Origin of the sequence: Aliiroseovarius subalbicans (assembly GCF_022678625.1) — a bacterium.
Taxonomy (GTDB): Bacteria; Pseudomonadota; Alphaproteobacteria; order Rhodobacterales; family Rhodobacteraceae; genus Aliiroseovarius_A; species Aliiroseovarius_A subalbicans.
Genome location: NZ_JALBYQ010000001.1, coordinates 922,316 through 937,115, shown reverse-complemented (window position 1 = coordinate 937,115; position 14,800 = coordinate 922,316). Strand labels below are relative to the sequence as shown.

General features: G+C 61.1%; 16 protein-coding genes and 1 tRNA gene. 6 read left to right on the top strand and 11 right to left on the bottom strand.

The window, feature by feature from the left end:
* Positions 1-21 precede the first annotated feature (21 nt).
* Positions 22-1,233: a bifunctional alpha/beta hydrolase/OsmC family protein gene (locus MN188_RS04625; protein ID WP_242106422.1), complete on the bottom strand. Its 1,212-nt coding sequence runs from the start codon at positions 1,231-1,233 to the stop codon at positions 22-24.
* 145 nt (positions 1,234-1,378) lie between these two features.
* On the opposite strand from MN188_RS04625, the gene MN188_RS04620 reads away from it, so the two are divergent.
* Positions 1,379-2,251 carry an endonuclease/exonuclease/phosphatase family protein gene (locus MN188_RS04620; protein ID WP_242106421.1) on the top strand — a complete coding sequence of 291 codons (873 nt, stop codon included), beginning with the start codon at positions 1,379-1,381 and terminating at the stop codon, positions 2,249-2,251.
* Positions 2,252-2,326: 75 nt separating this feature from the next.
* Here the strand turns inward: MN188_RS04620 and MN188_RS04615 are convergent, their stop codons facing one another.
* Together MN188_RS04615 and dddP are read right to left on the bottom strand one after the other, a co-directional pair.
* A complete protein-coding gene (locus tag MN188_RS04615; RefSeq protein WP_242106420.1) occupies positions 2,327-2,737 on the bottom strand; it encodes a c-type cytochrome in 411 nt (136 codons plus the stop codon).
* A gap of 129 nt (positions 2,738-2,866) precedes the next feature.
* Entirely contained in the window at positions 2,867-4,210 is a 1,344-nt protein-coding gene (gene dddP / locus MN188_RS04610; RefSeq protein ID WP_242106419.1) for a dimethylsulfonioproprionate lyase DddP, read from the bottom strand.
* A gap of 106 nt (positions 4,211-4,316) precedes the next feature.
* Here dddP and MN188_RS04605 point away from each other — a divergent pair, with 106 nt between their 5' ends.
* Entirely contained in the window at positions 4,317-5,096 is a 780-nt protein-coding gene (locus MN188_RS04605; RefSeq protein ID WP_242106418.1) for a heme-dependent oxidative N-demethylase family protein, read from the top strand.
* 7 nt (positions 5,097-5,103) lie between these two features.
* Here the strand turns inward: MN188_RS04605 and MN188_RS04600 are convergent, their stop codons facing one another.
* Together MN188_RS04600 and MN188_RS04595 are read right to left on the bottom strand one after the other, a co-directional pair.
* A complete protein-coding gene (locus MN188_RS04600; RefSeq protein WP_242106417.1) occupies positions 5,104-5,928 on the bottom strand; it encodes a hypothetical protein in 825 nt (274 codons plus the stop codon).
* A gap of 53 nt (positions 5,929-5,981) precedes the next feature.
* Positions 5,982-6,194: a hypothetical protein gene (locus MN188_RS04595; RefSeq protein WP_242106416.1), complete on the bottom strand. Its 213-nt coding sequence runs from the start codon at positions 6,192-6,194 to the stop codon at positions 5,982-5,984.
* A gap of 252 nt (positions 6,195-6,446) precedes the next feature.
* Between MN188_RS04595 and MN188_RS04590 the strand changes: the two genes are divergently transcribed.
* The gene (locus tag MN188_RS04590) at positions 6,447-7,643 is read left to right on the top strand and encodes a class I SAM-dependent methyltransferase (RefSeq protein ID WP_242106415.1); all 1,197 of its coding nucleotides are present in this window, start codon (positions 6,447-6,449) and stop codon (positions 7,641-7,643) included.
* On the opposite strand, the gene MN188_RS17670 is transcribed toward MN188_RS04590, so the two are convergent.
* From MN188_RS17670 to MN188_RS04575, 4 genes are all read right to left on the bottom strand, one after another.
* The gene (locus tag MN188_RS17670) at positions 7,600-8,013 is read right to left on the bottom strand and encodes a hypothetical protein (RefSeq protein WP_338023233.1); all 414 of its coding nucleotides are present in this window, start codon (positions 8,011-8,013) and stop codon (positions 7,600-7,602) included. The two genes, MN188_RS04590 and MN188_RS17670, sit on opposite strands and share 44 nt — an antisense overlap.
* Entirely contained in the window at positions 7,991-8,470 is a 480-nt protein-coding gene (locus MN188_RS17665; protein WP_338023232.1) for a hypothetical protein, read from the bottom strand. The genes MN188_RS17670 and MN188_RS17665 overlap by 23 nt, the downstream gene beginning before the upstream one ends.
* Before the next feature lie 124 nt (positions 8,471-8,594).
* Positions 8,595-10,001 carry a type I glutamate--ammonia ligase gene (glnA, locus tag MN188_RS04580; protein ID WP_242106414.1) on the bottom strand — a complete coding sequence of 469 codons (1,407 nt, stop codon included), beginning with the start codon at positions 9,999-10,001 and terminating at the stop codon, positions 8,595-8,597.
* Positions 10,002-10,033: 32 nt separating this feature from the next.
* Positions 10,034-10,372 carry a P-II family nitrogen regulator gene (locus tag MN188_RS04575; protein WP_242106413.1) on the bottom strand — a complete coding sequence of 113 codons (339 nt, stop codon included), beginning with the start codon at positions 10,370-10,372 and terminating at the stop codon, positions 10,034-10,036.
* 175 nt (positions 10,373-10,547) lie between these two features.
* Here MN188_RS04575 and MN188_RS04570 point away from each other — a divergent pair, with 175 nt between their 5' ends.
* Positions 10,548-12,092, top strand: a complete 1,545-nt coding sequence (locus MN188_RS04570) for an NAD(P)H-hydrate dehydratase (RefSeq protein WP_242106412.1) — start codon at positions 10,548-10,550, stop codon at positions 12,090-12,092.
* On the opposite strand, the gene MN188_RS04565 is transcribed toward MN188_RS04570, so the two are convergent.
* Together MN188_RS04565 and MN188_RS04560 are read right to left on the bottom strand one after the other, a co-directional pair.
* Positions 12,089-12,466 (bottom strand): Hint domain-containing protein, encoded by a 378-nt coding sequence (locus MN188_RS04565; protein ID WP_242106411.1) that lies wholly within the window; start codon positions 12,464-12,466, stop codon positions 12,089-12,091. The two genes, MN188_RS04570 and MN188_RS04565, sit on opposite strands and share 4 nt — an antisense overlap.
* Before the next feature lie 158 nt (positions 12,467-12,624).
* Positions 12,625-13,158: a Hint domain-containing protein gene (locus MN188_RS04560; RefSeq protein ID WP_242106410.1), complete on the bottom strand. Its 534-nt coding sequence runs from the start codon at positions 13,156-13,158 to the stop codon at positions 12,625-12,627.
* 161 nt (positions 13,159-13,319) lie between these two features.
* On the opposite strand from MN188_RS04560, the gene MN188_RS04555 reads away from it, so the two are divergent.
* Positions 13,320-13,404 (top strand) — tRNA-Leu (locus MN188_RS04555).
* A gap of 21 nt (positions 13,405-13,425) precedes the next feature.
* Positions 13,426-14,757, top strand: coding sequence for a trigger factor (tig, locus tag MN188_RS04550; protein WP_242106409.1), 1,332 nt, complete (start codon positions 13,426-13,428; stop codon positions 14,755-14,757).
* The last annotated feature ends 43 nt before the right edge of the window (positions 14,758-14,800 follow it).

The window sequence follows — 14,800 nt, the reverse complement described above, 5'->3', positions numbered from 1 at the left end:
AAGTTTTTGAACGATTTCGGCTCACGCCAGACGGGTTTCGATCCGGCTGGAATGCTCCAGGGTCTTGTGAACCGGGCATTTGTCAGCGATTTCCAGCAAGCGCTGGCGTTGAACGTCGCTCAGCTCCCCGCTCAGATGAATGCTGCGACTGAACGTGTCGATCTTTTCACTGCGTCCGGTTTCGGCGTCCTGCGCGTGCACCTTGTCGTGGCTCACGTCCACGCGCACCCCGCTCAGCGGCCAGCCTTTGCGCCGCGCATACATGCGGATCGTCATCGACGTGCAGGCGCCCAGCCCGGCGGCCACGAACCCATAGGGCGACATGCCTTTGTTGGTTCCGCCATACGCCAGCGGCTCATCCGCCAACGCGTGGTGCAGCGGCCCCGAGCTCACGTCTTGCAAGAACCCGTTCGGGTCTGCTTCGCTTACCCGCACGATGCCTTCGGGCACCCCTGGGGGCGGGGCGGGTGGGGACAGGTCAAGATACCGCCTGGCCCAGGCGGTGATCACCCCAGCGGCGTATTCGGCATCATCGGCCAGTGAAAGCAGGTGGTCGGCATCGTCGAGCGTGACAAAGCTTTTCGGGTGGCGCGCAGTGACGAAAATCTCCTGCGCGTTCTCGATCCCAACCACTTGGTCCAGTGGCGCGTGCATCACCAGCAGGGCCGCGTTCAGATGGGTGATGGCAGGCGTCAGCTCTGTCGCGGCGATATCGTCAAGGAAGTCTTTGCCGATGCGAAATGGGCGCCCGCCCAGGTCGACTTCGGCCACGCCATCCTTCATGATTTCTTCAAGATGGTCGGCGAAATTGTGGGTGACGTGGTTCGGTGCGAAGGGCGCCCCCAAGGTCACAACCGCCTTTACATCCACCATCACACCTGCGGCCTTCAACACCGCTGCCCCGCCCAGCGAATGGCCGATCAGAAGCGAAGGCGCCATGCCCCGGTCCGACAGTGCTGCGCAGGCGGCTCTAAGGTCCGCGACGTTCGAGGTGAAGGTCGTGTTCTCAAACTCCCCCTCGGAATGGCCCAGCCCGGTGAAATCGAACCGCAGCACTGCAATGCCCGCCCCGGCAAGCCGGGCGGCGATCCGGCGCGCGGGCAGGATGTCCTTGGAGCAAGTGAAGCAATGCGCAAACAGCGCGGTGGCCAGATGCGGCCCGTCGGGAAGGTCCAGCCGCGCGGCCAATTCGCTGCCATCATGTCCGGTGAAGGTGATCTTTTCGGTTTTCATTGTTTGGCTCCGCTTAGGGTCTGACGTCCAGATAGGAGCATGGCGGGGTTTCGCGCAAGGTCGGCAACGGGTCGCTCACGTCGAGGTGATGCGGCGTTCCCCCAGAGTGTTTTTCGCGATACCAAGAGGCGTGCTGATACGGTTCATGACATACGCGACCGTGATGGGTCTTGTGGCGCTTGTTGGCGGATATCTGGGCGCGCTGCATCCGATGGGCGATTCCTTGGCGGTTTTGCGGCCCCATCTGGCCGCGGTGCTTGTGCTTGCGGCACTCGGCCTTTTGGCGGGCCGCCGACCCTTACTGGCCCTTGTGAACCTCAGCGCAGGTGCGGTGGCGCTCGTGCCGATCCTGTGGGCATTGGGTGGAGCGGATGCCTCCCCCAATGGCGCCAGTCTGAGCCTTTATCAGAAGAACATGCTGTTTCGCATGCCCAGCCCGGCGCGCCTTGGGCAGGATATCCTGTTGCACAAACCGGATTTCGTGACCTTGCAAGAGGTCAGCGGCGTGAACCTGGCCCTGTTCGACACGCTGGGCGATACCTATCCGGCGCAGCAGTTTTGCCCGTTTGAAACTATCGGCGGTGTGGCGGTCGCGTCGCGCTGGCCGGTGATCCGTGACACCGCCTTTTGCGCCGAACATGACGGGATGGCGGGGATGCAGGTCTCGACTCCGGAAGGACCGGTCTGGGTTGTGTCGATCCACCTGCACTGGCCATGGCCCAACAGTCAGGCCAGCCAAGCCGCGCGCCTGCTGCCGGTGCTGGCCACATTGGACGGCCCGATCGCGATTGGCGGGGATTTCAACATGGTCCCGTGGTCACACATGATGCGAGACGTCGCAGAGGCGTCAAACACCCGCCGCATCGGGCGCCCGCATGTGAGCCTTATGAAAGCAGGCGGTTGGTTGCGTGTGCCAATTGACCATGTTCTGGTCAGCGGGCAGGGCGAAACACAACGCCTGCCGCTGTTGGGCTCGGATCATTTCGGTATCCTGGCCCGGTTTGATCTTGCCTGGTAACGCCAGCCTAGGGCCAAAACAGGGCCGGGCCCCCGCTGTGCGAAGGCCCGACCGGACGCTTTCGCGTCTATCCGGTCATTTCTGGATCGATTCCAGATACGAAACAAGCGACAGGACGCGGCCGCGCACCTCGTAGATCGCACTCAGATCACCGATCATCGGTTCGCCGGTTTCGGCGGTGAAGCGGTCGCCCCAGACGGGCATTTCAGTCCCGTGGGCCATCACACCAGAGCGGCCATCGACCATGTGCACAACGTCCAGAAACGGGAATGCCCCGTCGTTGCGTTCTGCGATTTTGGTCAGATCAGGGACCCGAACGGACATGAACTCAGCAATCGCACCGCCCCCCATGGCGTCAGCGCCATGACAGCTTGCACAATACGTCAGGTATTCGCCCTTGCCGAGGTCGTCGGCCACGGCGGTTCCGACACTCACCAGTCCGATCAATGCGACGGCGCTGCAGGAACGAAGGAACGTGTTCAACATAACTTACCCTCCTCTTCGTGTTCACGCGGTTGCCGATTATCGGCAGGTTGGGATTCCACGTAGCGGAATTATAGCGCAAACATTCCGCATCTACCTTGATAAATATCAATGACCGCGCCCGCCGCCTTGTCAGGCCTGTCCCATCAACACCGGGTCGAAGGGGTATTTCGTCAGGTTTTCAAAGCCGTCTTCGGTGATCAAAACCTGATCTTCAAGCTTGATCGAGAAGCTGCCGCCGTCTTCGCCCACCAGCGCCTCGACGCACAACACCATGCCGGGCTCGAGGGCATAGTCGAACGCGCCGTCCACATGCTTGTCATGATAGGCCACCAGGGGCCATTCATCGCACAGGCCGACGCCATGCATCAGGCAGCCGTATTTCTGGCCCCAGAACGCATCATCAAGCTGATGACAGCCCGCAACCAATTCATTGATCGTGACGCCGGGTTTCAGCATCTCCATGTTCTGCATAATGTGTTCATGCGCATGTTGCATTGCATAAACCATGGAATTCGTGGGCTTTTCATCCCCGATCCACCAGGTGCGGGAAATGTCGACACAGATGCCATAGGAGCCGACCAGATCGGTATCGAAGGCGACGATTTCATTGTTCTGAACCACGCGCGGGCCGCATTCCTGGAACCACGGATTGGTCCGTTGGCCAGACGCCAGAAGCCGCGTTTCGATCCATTCACCGCCGCGCTTGATGTTCTCGGCGTGAAGCACCGCCCAGATGTCGTCTTCACTGGTCTTGCCCAAAGGCACCTGCGCACGGGCAAAGCGCTCCATCTCGGCCACCGCGTTTTCGCAGGCGAGCGATGCACAGCGCATCGCCAGGATCTCGTCCGGGCCTTTGACCGCGCGGGACTTTTCCGTGACCTCTTCGCCTTCCATGATCTCGAAGCCCTGCGCCTCTAGTGCGCGCAGCCCATGCAGCATGATCTTGTCGACCGCCAGGCGTTTGTTTCCGCCCGCATGTTCAGCCAGCAGAACGCGCACTTCGTTGGCGAAGACGTCGGCGGCGACGTCGATCTTGTCGCCGCGATCGAAATAAAACAGGTCGGCGCCAGAGCGTTGTTCACGTACCAACGGGTTGAATTTACTCAGAAATGGCGCGTTCTTGTAGTCCCAGATCACCATGTAGCCATCGGCGCACAGCAGCACGGCGCGAAACGGGTTGTGGGTGTTCCACAGCTGCATGTTGGTGCTGTCGGTCGCATAGCGGATGTTCAGCGGGTCGAACATGAGCAGCCCAGCATAGCCGCGATCGACGATGTGCTGCGTCAACCGTTTCCAGCGATATTCGCGCATTCGTTCCAGGTTCGGCAGGGTCAGCCCGGCCGCTTCCCATTCGCGAAAGGCCATCAGGGTGGGGCCGATTTCGATCCTGTCCTTATCGTTCGGCGTGCCATCACCCAATCGGTCACCCCGGGTCGGGTCGATCTTGCGCGTATCGCGGTAATGATCATTCATGGCGGGTCCCCTGTTTGAAATCCGTTCCTTCAACGCTAGTGACCCCTTGCCCGCTTGCCTTCCCGTTTGCGCCGCGCCAGTGTCGCGTTTGAACAAGGGGGGCACGATGGTCGAGATTTGTCAGACGGTTCTGCCGGTCAAACCCTGGGCCGAGGAACGCACCCGCCGCCTGCCGGGGTTGAACCCGGTAGCACCGGGCGAGTGGTTGCAGATGGATGACGCCTATGGCGCGCAAATGGCGCACCGGGTCAGGCTGATGACCGACAAGGGCGCCGCAGTGGTGCGGCTTGATCCATCTGCGCGCCCGGCGGCCGAGGAGCTGCTGGACAGGGTGCTGGAAGAGATTGAGGGTAAGGACGGGTTTCAACGTCATGGGGACCGGATCACCTGCCCGGACGGGCGCGTGGTGAAGGCTGACCGTTCCCGACCGCTGGAGACCTGCGGCGCGCTGGTGCAGGAGGATCTTGTCCTGATGCAGAAACGGGGCGAGGAACACGTTCTGACCGGAGCAGTTCTGTGTTTTCCGGCCAGCTGGACGCTGTCACAGAAGTTCATGAAGCCGATGATCGCGATTCACGTCCCAGTGGCGGCTTATACAGCGGATATCGCCAGGCGGGTGCAACGGTTGTTTGACGGCATCCGTGTCGGCCGGCCGATGTGGCGGGCCAACCAACTGACCTACGGCGATCCCGAACTGCATCAACCGCGCCGCGAAGAAGACCGGCGCAGCCGTGAAATCACCGGGCCGAAATGGAAACGGGTCGAACGTCAGAGCATGCTGCGACTGGCAAAATCCGATGCGGTCGTGTTTTCGATCCACACCTACGTGGTGCCTTTCAGTGTGCTGAGTGACGAGGATCTGCACCTGCTTGGCGAAACCCGCTGAACCGGGTTCAGGCCGCGGGTCTGTGGATTGGTGCGCGTGGCGATGGTGCGATCGGCAGCGGGGATTGCGCCGCCGGGATCAAGTCGATCCGGCTGCCCCGAGGCGCGTGCGCGATACGAAACACCTGACCGGCATGATGAAAGCTCTGCCCGGTGATCAGGGTTTCACTGCCGCAAGCGGCTTTCACGAAGGCCAGAGCAGCACGGCGCACGACGTCGCGGGGCAGGGCGCCAAATTGGGCGTGCAACTCGGCACCAAGCCAGACGCGTGCTCCGTGAAGTCGTAGACCGGGCGTCTTGCGCGGTCCGGTGACTTCGTCCACGGGGAACAGAAACAGCTCCAGCGGGGTGTCGTCTTCGACCATCGCCTCAAAGGCAGCGCGTTGCATCAGGCGGTTGCTGGGTTGCCAGTGCACGGCCAGTGGAGAACGCAGCCGCGCCAGCTCCGCCGCGGTGATATGGGCCAGCTGAAGCCTGTCGCGGGCGGTGGTGATGTCGGCCACGTCTTCGTCCGCTAGGTGACAGATCGTGATTGTCAGATGGGCGCCATGCCGAGCCACGATACCGGTCAACGCGGCCCGGTTGGCCGGTGTCGTGTCCGGAGCGATGGCGCCGCCGAACGCCTCGGCCCCCAGAGGAGCGGCGTCCGTGGTGATCAGGAGTTGAAGCCCGGACCCGGTGAAGATCGCACAGCCCGGTTCGGGCACCACCGCCGGGTGGAGGACCAAGCCAAGTGACGCAAGCCGGGTGTTCAGCCGCGTGCGCAGGGCATCAAAGTCGACCTCGGGCAGCATTGTGAAAAGCAAGGTGGTTTCGATCTCGCTCAGGTCCATGGTGGCCCCCTTTTTTCATGACGGCCCGCGATGGGGCAGACCGGTACCATTGCTCAGGCTGGCAGTTTCATCGTGATGAAACCTCCATCTTGCCAATGGCGGATGCGTTTCACCCCATGCGTGGCGCGGCGTTCACCAAAATCGATCTTTCCGCGCAGGGTGCGCAGCCAGCCACGTTGCCGAAAGGCACGCACCAGCCGGTGCTCTGCCATCTGTGCCTGCAGGCGGAAGAGCGATGTTTTTTGTATGCTCGTATAGGTGCTCATAACTCTGCCTTGATGGTGTCCAATGGCCTGTCCATTGGCTCTCTCTTCTGAACAATACTCAGCCAATGAGGTCGTGATTTGGAAACAGTGAGGCGAAAAAGGTAAATTTCGGTGAAGTTATTGCCACAATTGCAGCCGTTTTCCCGGTGCGGCCCCGCAGAGTATCCTCAAAATGGAAACACCTGACAGGCTCTGGCCATTTGGCTCCGGACCCGGCAAACTGCGCGCAAAATTCGGACAGGGGCCCAAGGGATGAACGACGTCAAAGCGCAATACGAAGCCTTTCCCTATCCCGCGCGGGATCCGAACGAGGAGCGTCGTCGCCTTGTCAATGGATCCCCGTCGCACCCGCTGGAAATGGATCATTTCCTGTGGAACGGTGCGCGCAATTGGCGTGAGCCGTTGAAGGCACTGGTCGCGGGGGGCGGTACCGGGGATGCGCTGATCCAGCTGGCCCAGGTCATGACCATGGCCAAGCGGCCCTATGAGATCACCTATGTCGATCTGTCCAGCGCCTCGCGCGCCATTGCCGAAGAACGCGCGCGCGTGCGTGGGCTGAAGGGCATCACTTTTGTCACCGGCAGCCTTCTGGACGCGCCAGAGATGGGGCAGTTCGATTACATCGACTGCTGCGGGGTGCTGCATCACCTGCCAAGGCCGCAGGACGGGTTTGACGCGCTGGGCCGGGCGCTGGCGCCGGGGGGCGGGCTGGGCTTCATGGTCTATGCCCCGTTCGGGCGGTCCGGCGTGTATCCGCTTCAGGATGCCTTTGCCGCGCTGTTTGACGGGATGTCGCCCAAGGACAAGCTGCGGGAGGCGCGCAAAGTGTTCAAATCCCTGCCGAAAAACCATCCCTTTGCGCTGAACCGGAACGTGGTGGACCACAAGCAAGGGGACGCAGGTTTCTTTGACCTTCTGCTGCATTCGACCGACCGGACCTACCGCGTGCGAGAAGTGGCCGAGGCGCTGGATCAAGCCGGGCTGCAGCTGGCGGGGTTTTCACAGCCCAGCCTGTACGACCCGCGCGACATTGTCGGGGACATCGGCCTGCCGGATGACCCGATCGCCCGCATGGCCATCGCCGAAGAGCTGCGCGGCACGATCAAGATGCACACGGGCTATGCGGTGGCAAAAGGGCGGGACCAAACGGTGGCGGATGGAACTGACCCGACGCTGGTGCCACATCTCAAGGGCGGGTCAGCCCCGGCGCTGGCCGGTGAGATCGCCAAACGGGGTCGGGTCAACGTGAAGGTCGAGGGCGAGGCGATCTCCTTGAAGATTGACAAGGCGGCCGCCCCGTTGATCGCCGGGATTACCGGGCGCGCGCCGCTGTCGGCCATCGCAGGGCAGGCCGGGTTGGACCCGATCGCCTTTCGCAGCCTCTGGGCGCCGGTGACCGCGCAGCTTACCCGTTTGGGGCTGTTGTGGTATTCGCGCCTGCTGACGTAGTCGCGGGCGTGGGAAATATCCGCGCCATTTCCCGGTCGAACCGCGCCCAGGTCATCGTTGCCTTGTTGCCGGCATAGCCATCGTAGTGCGATTTACCGGAGGAATTCGGCAACCCGGCCCAGATCTTGGCCATGTTGTTCATGAAGACATGTCGCGTCATGCGGCCCTGACGAAAGGCGGCCAAGCCCGCCTCCAGCAAAAGGGTATCGCCCAACCGATCCTGCAATCGGGGGGAAAACACCTCATCCACCCCAACGCCCAGCTTGGTGACCAGACGTTTCAGCGTGGCCGGGATGAACTGATAGCGCCCGATCGCGTGGGGCTGGCCAGGCGTTGCCGAGATCCAGTCATAGATGTCCTGGACTTTCATCTGCGTGGGGGGGGGTGTCAGGCTTGATCTTCGCCCCGTGTTGCACGGCGTCATAGCCCTTCGCCCCGGCCTCGGCCTGGGCAATCAGATGACGCAGCCGCTGAATCTGGGTCAGCGCAGGCAGCGATTGCGGCGCGGACAGCGTAACCTGTGCCGCGGCGGCCACGGTGCGGGCCTGGGCATCGGCCGCACGGGCGGCGGCACGCGCGGCGGCGCGGGACGGGCGTGCGGGCAAGGGGGCAAACAGGCTGGCCCCGCTTTGCCCGGTGAACAAGCTGGCAGCACTGTGCGGCACGGCAGCATTGGTGGCAGCGGGATGCATCGCCAGAAGCGGTTTCGCCCCGCCCACAACGGCGCCGCCGGGTTGAAACAACACAGTCTCGGACCCCGCCCGAAGGGGGCTGGCCGAGGCTACAGCAAGGCAAATCAAAAGGCCGGTGCGCCAACTGGGGGTCATTCTAACCTCATCCCGGAACCGTTACGGCTCCGGTATGGATCAGATTTGTTGAGAATCCCTTTCACCGGACATCAAAAAAGGGCGCCCCGATTGGGACGCCCTGATTTTCGACCGACAGTGGCGATCAGCAGCTGTAGTAGAGCTGATATTCCACCGGGTGCGGCGTGTGCTCATAGGCGTAAACCTCTTCCCACTTCAGGTCCATGTAGCCCTGGATCTGGTCTTTGGTGAACACGTCACCGGCCAGCAGGAAGTCATGGTCCGCAGCCAGGCTGTCCAGCGCTTCGCGCAAGGAGGCGCAAACCGTCGGGATACCTTCCAGCTCTTCTGCCGGCAGGTCATAGAGGTTTTTGTCCTGTGCTGGGCCCGGATCGATCTTGTTCTTGATGCCGTCAAGGCCGGCCATCAGAAGCGCTGCGAAGCACAGATAGGGGTTCGCGGCCGGATCGGGGAAACGGGCCTCGACGCGCTTGGCTTTCGGGCTTTCGGTCCACGGGATACGCACGCAGCCCGAGCGGTTGCGGGCCGAGTAGGCGCGCAGAACGGGGGCTTCGAAACCGGGGATCAGGCGCTTGTAGCTGTTGGTCGCCGGGTTGGTGAAGGCATTCAGCGTCTTCGCATGCTTCAGGATGCCTCCGATAAAGTAGATCGCTTCCTGGCTCAGGTCAGCATACTTGTCACCCGCGAACAGCGGCTTGCCATCCTTCCAGATCGACATGTTCACGTGCATGCCGGTGCCGTTGTCACCCGCGATGGGCTTCGGCATGAAGGTCGCCGATTTGCCGTAGGCATGCGCCACGTTGTGGATGACGTACTTGTATTTCTGCAGCTCGTCGGCCTGTTTGGTCAGGCTGTCGAAGATCAGGCCCAGCTCGTGCTGGCAAGACGCCACTTCGTGGTGGTGCTTGTCAGTTTTCATGCCCAGCTGCTTCATCGTGGTCAGCATTTCACCACGGATGTCCTGCGCATCGTCGATCGGGTTGACCGGGAAATAGCCACCCTTGATGCCCGGACGGTGGCCCGAGTTGCCCATTTCGTATTCGGTGTCCGAGTTCCAGGACGCGTCGATGGCGTCCACTTCGAACGACACCTTGTTCATGGTGTTGGAGAAACGCACGTCGTCGAACAGGAAAAACTCAGCTTCCGGACCCATATAGGCCACGTCGCCGATGCCAGAGGACTTCAGGTAAGCCTCGGCTTTCTGGGCGGTGCCGCGCGGGTCACGCTCGTAATGCTCGCCAGTGTCCGGCTCGGCGATCGAGCAATGCACGCACAGGGTCTTTTCCGCATAGAACGGATCGACATAGGCGCTGTCGCAGTCGGGCATCAGTTTCATGTCCGAAGCTTCGATCGACTTCCAGCCGGCAATCGACGACCCGTCGAACATGAAGCCTTCTTCCAGGAAGTCTTCGTCGACCAGGTCGCAATCCACGGTCACGTGCTGCAGCTTGCCGCGCACGTCGGTAAAGCGGATGTCGACATAGGCGATGTCTTCGTCCTTGATCCGCTTGAGAAGGTCTTTGTTGCTCATTTCAGTATCCCTCTTTCGGTAACTTGGTGTTCTTACAGCGCGTCCTGACCGGATTCCCCGGTGCGGATGCGAATGGCTTGTTCAACGGTCGAGACGAAGATCTTTCCGTCGCCGATCTTGTCGGTCTTGGCGGCGTCCACGATGGCCTCGATCGCACCGTCAACCTGGTCGGCGGGCAGCACGACCTCGATTTTGACCTTGGGTAGGAAATCCACAACATATTCGGCGCCGCGATAGAGCTCGGTGTGGCCCTTCTGGCGGCCAAACCCCTTGACCTCGATCACCGACAGGCCCTGCACGCCGATGTCCTGCAGCGCTTCTTTCACTTCGTCCAGTTTGAACGGTTTGATGATGGCTTCGATCTTTTTCATGTGGTGGTCCCCCATGGATTCTATGCGTCGAAGGTGAAAGATCACTTTCACGCGGGGGGCTCAATTGGATAGGCTGAGTGCAAGTTGACACAGGGCGGGATTCCGGTGCCTGTGCCCAAAATTTAGGCAGATTGCGTGCAATGTGGGCGATTTGCGAATTTTAGAGGCGAAGATCATGACCGAATTGCTGACCGCCGCCCAAATGCGCGCCATCGAACAGGCGGCGATCGAGTCGGGTGACGTGACCGGGCTGGAGCTGATGGAGCGCGCGGGCAGGGGCGTGGTTGAGGCGATTTTTGAGGAATGGCCCGAGCTGGCAAAGACCTCGCATCGTGCCGTGGTGTTGTGCGGACCGGGGAACAATGGCGGCGACGGGTTCGTGGTGGCGCGGCTGTTGAAGGAATGGGGCTGGGAGGTTGAGGTGTTTCTGTATGGGGACGCCGAAAAACTGCCGTCAGATGCGCGGGTGAATTATGAACGGTGGGAGGTGTTGGGTGAGACTCAATCCCTGAAAGCATCAACTTGGGAGCGCGCACCGTTCCCCGGCACTTGCGATCTCGTGATCGACGCGCTGTTTGGGACGGGCCTTGCGCGGGAGGTGGCGTTGCCACTGTCCGCCCTGTCCTGCATGCCCGAAGTGGGGCAAACACATCGCACATTGTCGGTCGATCTGCCTTCCGGGTATTGCAGTGACAGCGGAACCCCTTTGGGTGACCGCCCAAATGTCGTTGAAGCGGATCTGACCGTATCCTTTCATACCTTGAAGCTGGGACATGTCCTTGCGGCGGGATCAAAGGCCTGCGGAAAATCGGTTGTGAAATCCATTGGCTTGAAGAGCCGCCCAGCAATGTCGCAGGGCCATTGGGTTAAGATGGTCGAGAAGCCCCAAGAACTGGGAAAAGGTAATCAGGGGCACAAGTTCTCCCACGGGCACGCCCTGATCGTGTCTGGTGGGTCCGGCAAGGGCGGTGCGGCGCGGTTGGCGGCACGCGGCGCGCTCAGAGTTGGGGCTGGGCTGGTAACAGTCGCGCCGACGCCCGGGGCCCTTCAGGAGAATGCAGCGCAGCTGGATGCAATCATGTTGTCACCCGTTGGCGACGCGCCGACACTCAAGGCCGTATTGGCGGACAAAAGGCTCAACGTGTTGTGCCTGGGGCCGGGGCTGGGCGTGGATCGCGCGCGGGACCTGGTTCCTGTGGCCTTGGCTGCTGGGCGGGCGACGGTGCTTGATGCAGATGCGTTGACAGCGTTTCAGGATGACCCGTCAACACTCTTCAAAATGCTGACGGCTGCCTGCGTGATCACGCCGCATGCAGGTGAATTCGAACGACTTTTCCCTGACATCGCCAAAAAGCTGAAAGCCGTTTCCAAAACAGGCCCCGCTTACTCCAAGGTCGACGCGACACGCGAGGCCGCCGCGCGGGCAGGCTGTGTTGTGCTGTTTAAGGGGGCGGATACAGTGATTGCGGGTCCGGAGGGGCGCTGTTCAATCAACTCAGCCGCCTATGACCGTGCGGCACCGTGGCTGGCAACCGCTGGGTCGGGGGATGTGCTGGCGGGGTTCATTACCGGGCTGTTGGCCCGTGGCTTTGCGCCGATGCAGGCGGCGGAAACCGCGGCCTGGCTGCATGTGGAATGTGCGCTGACTTTCGGTCCAGGGCTGATCGCCGAAGATCTGCCCGACCAATTGCCGAGCGTGTTCAGGACGTTGGGGTTTTAAGCCGCTCGGGCCGTGGTCACTTCCAGCCCATCTGCATAGATGATGTGCTCATGGTCAAAGCAGAGGCGGTAGAGCAGGGATTCCTCGACGGCACCACGCAGAACGGAAACGAAATCCATTGCCGCAGCGACGGAGGTGGTTTCACCCCGGTTCAGAATCGGTTGTGTGGAAGCCACGCGAACGTCGCGGGACGGGCGGTTCTGCCCCATGCTGTTCTTGGCGATAACCGAAACACTCGCGCTATATTGTGTCACGTGGCGAAGCGGTTGCGCACCCATGTCACGCGTGATGACCTTGTCACCTTCCCGGAGGTCCTCGACGGCGATTTCACCGCGCAGGGTCAGAATGACCGTTCCGGCAGCAATGCCTGTCATTGTGCTGGAGGGAACCGGTGCAAGGTTGGTTTCTGTGTCGAATTCGGCAGCTCGATAGGTCATTTGGTAGACTTTCTTTACATCCCGTAGACGATGTCGCGCCAAAATGGGGCGCAAATTGGGCAGGGATAAGGAAAGTTAACGGCGCCTGGGTAATATCAGCCCTTGGTGGTTTCACGTGTTTTGCGTTGGTTCGCACGCTTCAGGCCGGGCAGGCGGGTTGAGGTCATGTCGATTCCGGCCACGCGCAGCAGGTGCGTTTCATCGAAATGCAGCTGGAACAAGGTGGTCTGCACCTCATCCCGTTCACGCCGGATATGTTCACCGTCCAGCATCCGGTTGGCGGGCACCAGAGCCCGCGTGCGGCCGAACATCACCTTGGCGCGCCAATCACGGATCAAAAGTGGTTGATGCGCCGCGATCCAGATATCGGGGGCGTTTGTAGTCGGTGCCAAGGCACGCGGATTGATCCGCACAAGGTCGGACTTCCAAACCGGTCGCGCGGAGATCGCGCGCAACCTCACCTTGCCCTGATCGACGGTGACGATTCGATCCCCGGCGTGAAGAAATTCGACCGGTAACTCGCCATCAAGCGTCAAAACGCTGCATCCGGCCGCAAGACCGGAGGTATAAATATGTCGGGGCGCGCAGGTGTTTTCCCCACGTTTCTGCCCCTGGCTATGTTGTGCCATGGGTGCCTGCTTTGTTTGTCTGCTCTTGTTTTCCCTCACCATACCCAAAAATCAGGTTAAGAGCGAGCGATTTTGACGGTTTTTCCTCTCGCATCCCCCCGCAGGCTTTGTTAGAAGGGCGCGAATTTCGGGCGGCCTTTTCGGGCTGCCTTGTCTGTTATGCGGGTGTGGCGGAACTGGTAGACGCACCAGATTTAGGTTCTGGCGCCGCAAGGCGTGGGGGTTCGAGTCCCTTCACCCGCACCAAATGAGGAAAAGGACGACATCATGAAGGTCACCGAGACCCTGAACGAAGGCCTTAAGCGCGGCTATAACATCGTGATCGAAGCTTCTGAGCTGGACGCGAAAGTGAACGAAAAGCTGGCCGAGGCTCAGCCGGAAGTCGAATTGAAGGGCTTTCGCAAGGGCAAGGTTCCGATGGCTCTGCTGAAAAAGCAGTTCGGCCCGCGCCTGATGGGCGAGGCCATGCAGGAAGCTGTCGATGGCGCGATGAGCGATCATTTCGAAGCCTCCGGCGATCGCCCGGCGCTGCAGCCTGACGTGAAGATGACCAATGAAGATTGGAAAGAGGGCGACGACGTCGAAGTCGAGATGTCCTATGAGGCGCTGCCCGAGATCCCCGAGGTCGACCTGAAAGGCATCAAGCTGGAGAAGCTGATCGTCAAAGCCGCCGACGCCGATGTCGAGGAAGCGCTGGCTTCGCTGGCCGAAACCGCACAGGACTTTGCCGACCGCAAGAAGGGCTCCAAGGCCAAGGACGGCGACCAGGTCGTGATCGACTTCCTGGGCAAAGTTGACGGCGAAGCCTTCGACGGTGGTGCTGCGGAAGACTACCCGCTGACACTGGGCTCCAACAGCTTCATCCCCGGTTTCGAGGAACAGCTGGTTGGTGCGAAAGCTGGTGACGAAGTTGAGGTCAAAGTCGCCTTCCCCGCCGAATATGGCGCCGAAAACCTGGCTGGCAAAGACGCCGTCTTCACCTGCAACGTGAAAGCCGTGAAAGCGCCGAAAGCTGCCGAGATCGACGATGAGCTGGCCAAGAAGTTCGGCGCCGAGGATCTGGCCGGGCTGAAGTCCCAGGTCACCGAGCGTCTGGAAGCCGAATACACCGGTGCAGCCCGTGCCGTGATGAAGCGTGGCTTGCTGGACGCGCTGGACAAGCTGGTCGACTTCGATCTGCCGCCGTCGCTGCTGGACGCCGAAGCCGGTCAGATTGCGCACCAGCTGTGGCACGACGAAAACCCGGATGTGGAAGGCCACGACCACCCGGAAATCGAAGCCACGGACGAACACAAGTCCCTGGCCGCCCGTCGTGTGCGTCTGGGTCTGCTGCTGGCCGAGTTGGGCCAGAAGAACGAGATCGAAGTGTCCGACGCCGAGATGACGCAGGCGGTGATGAACCAGGCGCGTCAATATCCGGGTCAGGAACGCGAGTTCTTCGAATTCGTCCAGCAAAACCCGCAGATGCGCCAGCAGCTGCAGGCGCCGATCTTCGAAGACAAAGTCGTGGACTACGTGTTCGAATTGGCTGAGGTGTCCGAGAAAGAGATCTCGAAGGACGACCTGCAGAAGGCCGTTGAGGCGCTGGAAGAAGAATAAGTCTGACGTTTCACGTCACGCGAAAGGCCGCCCCTTCGGGCGG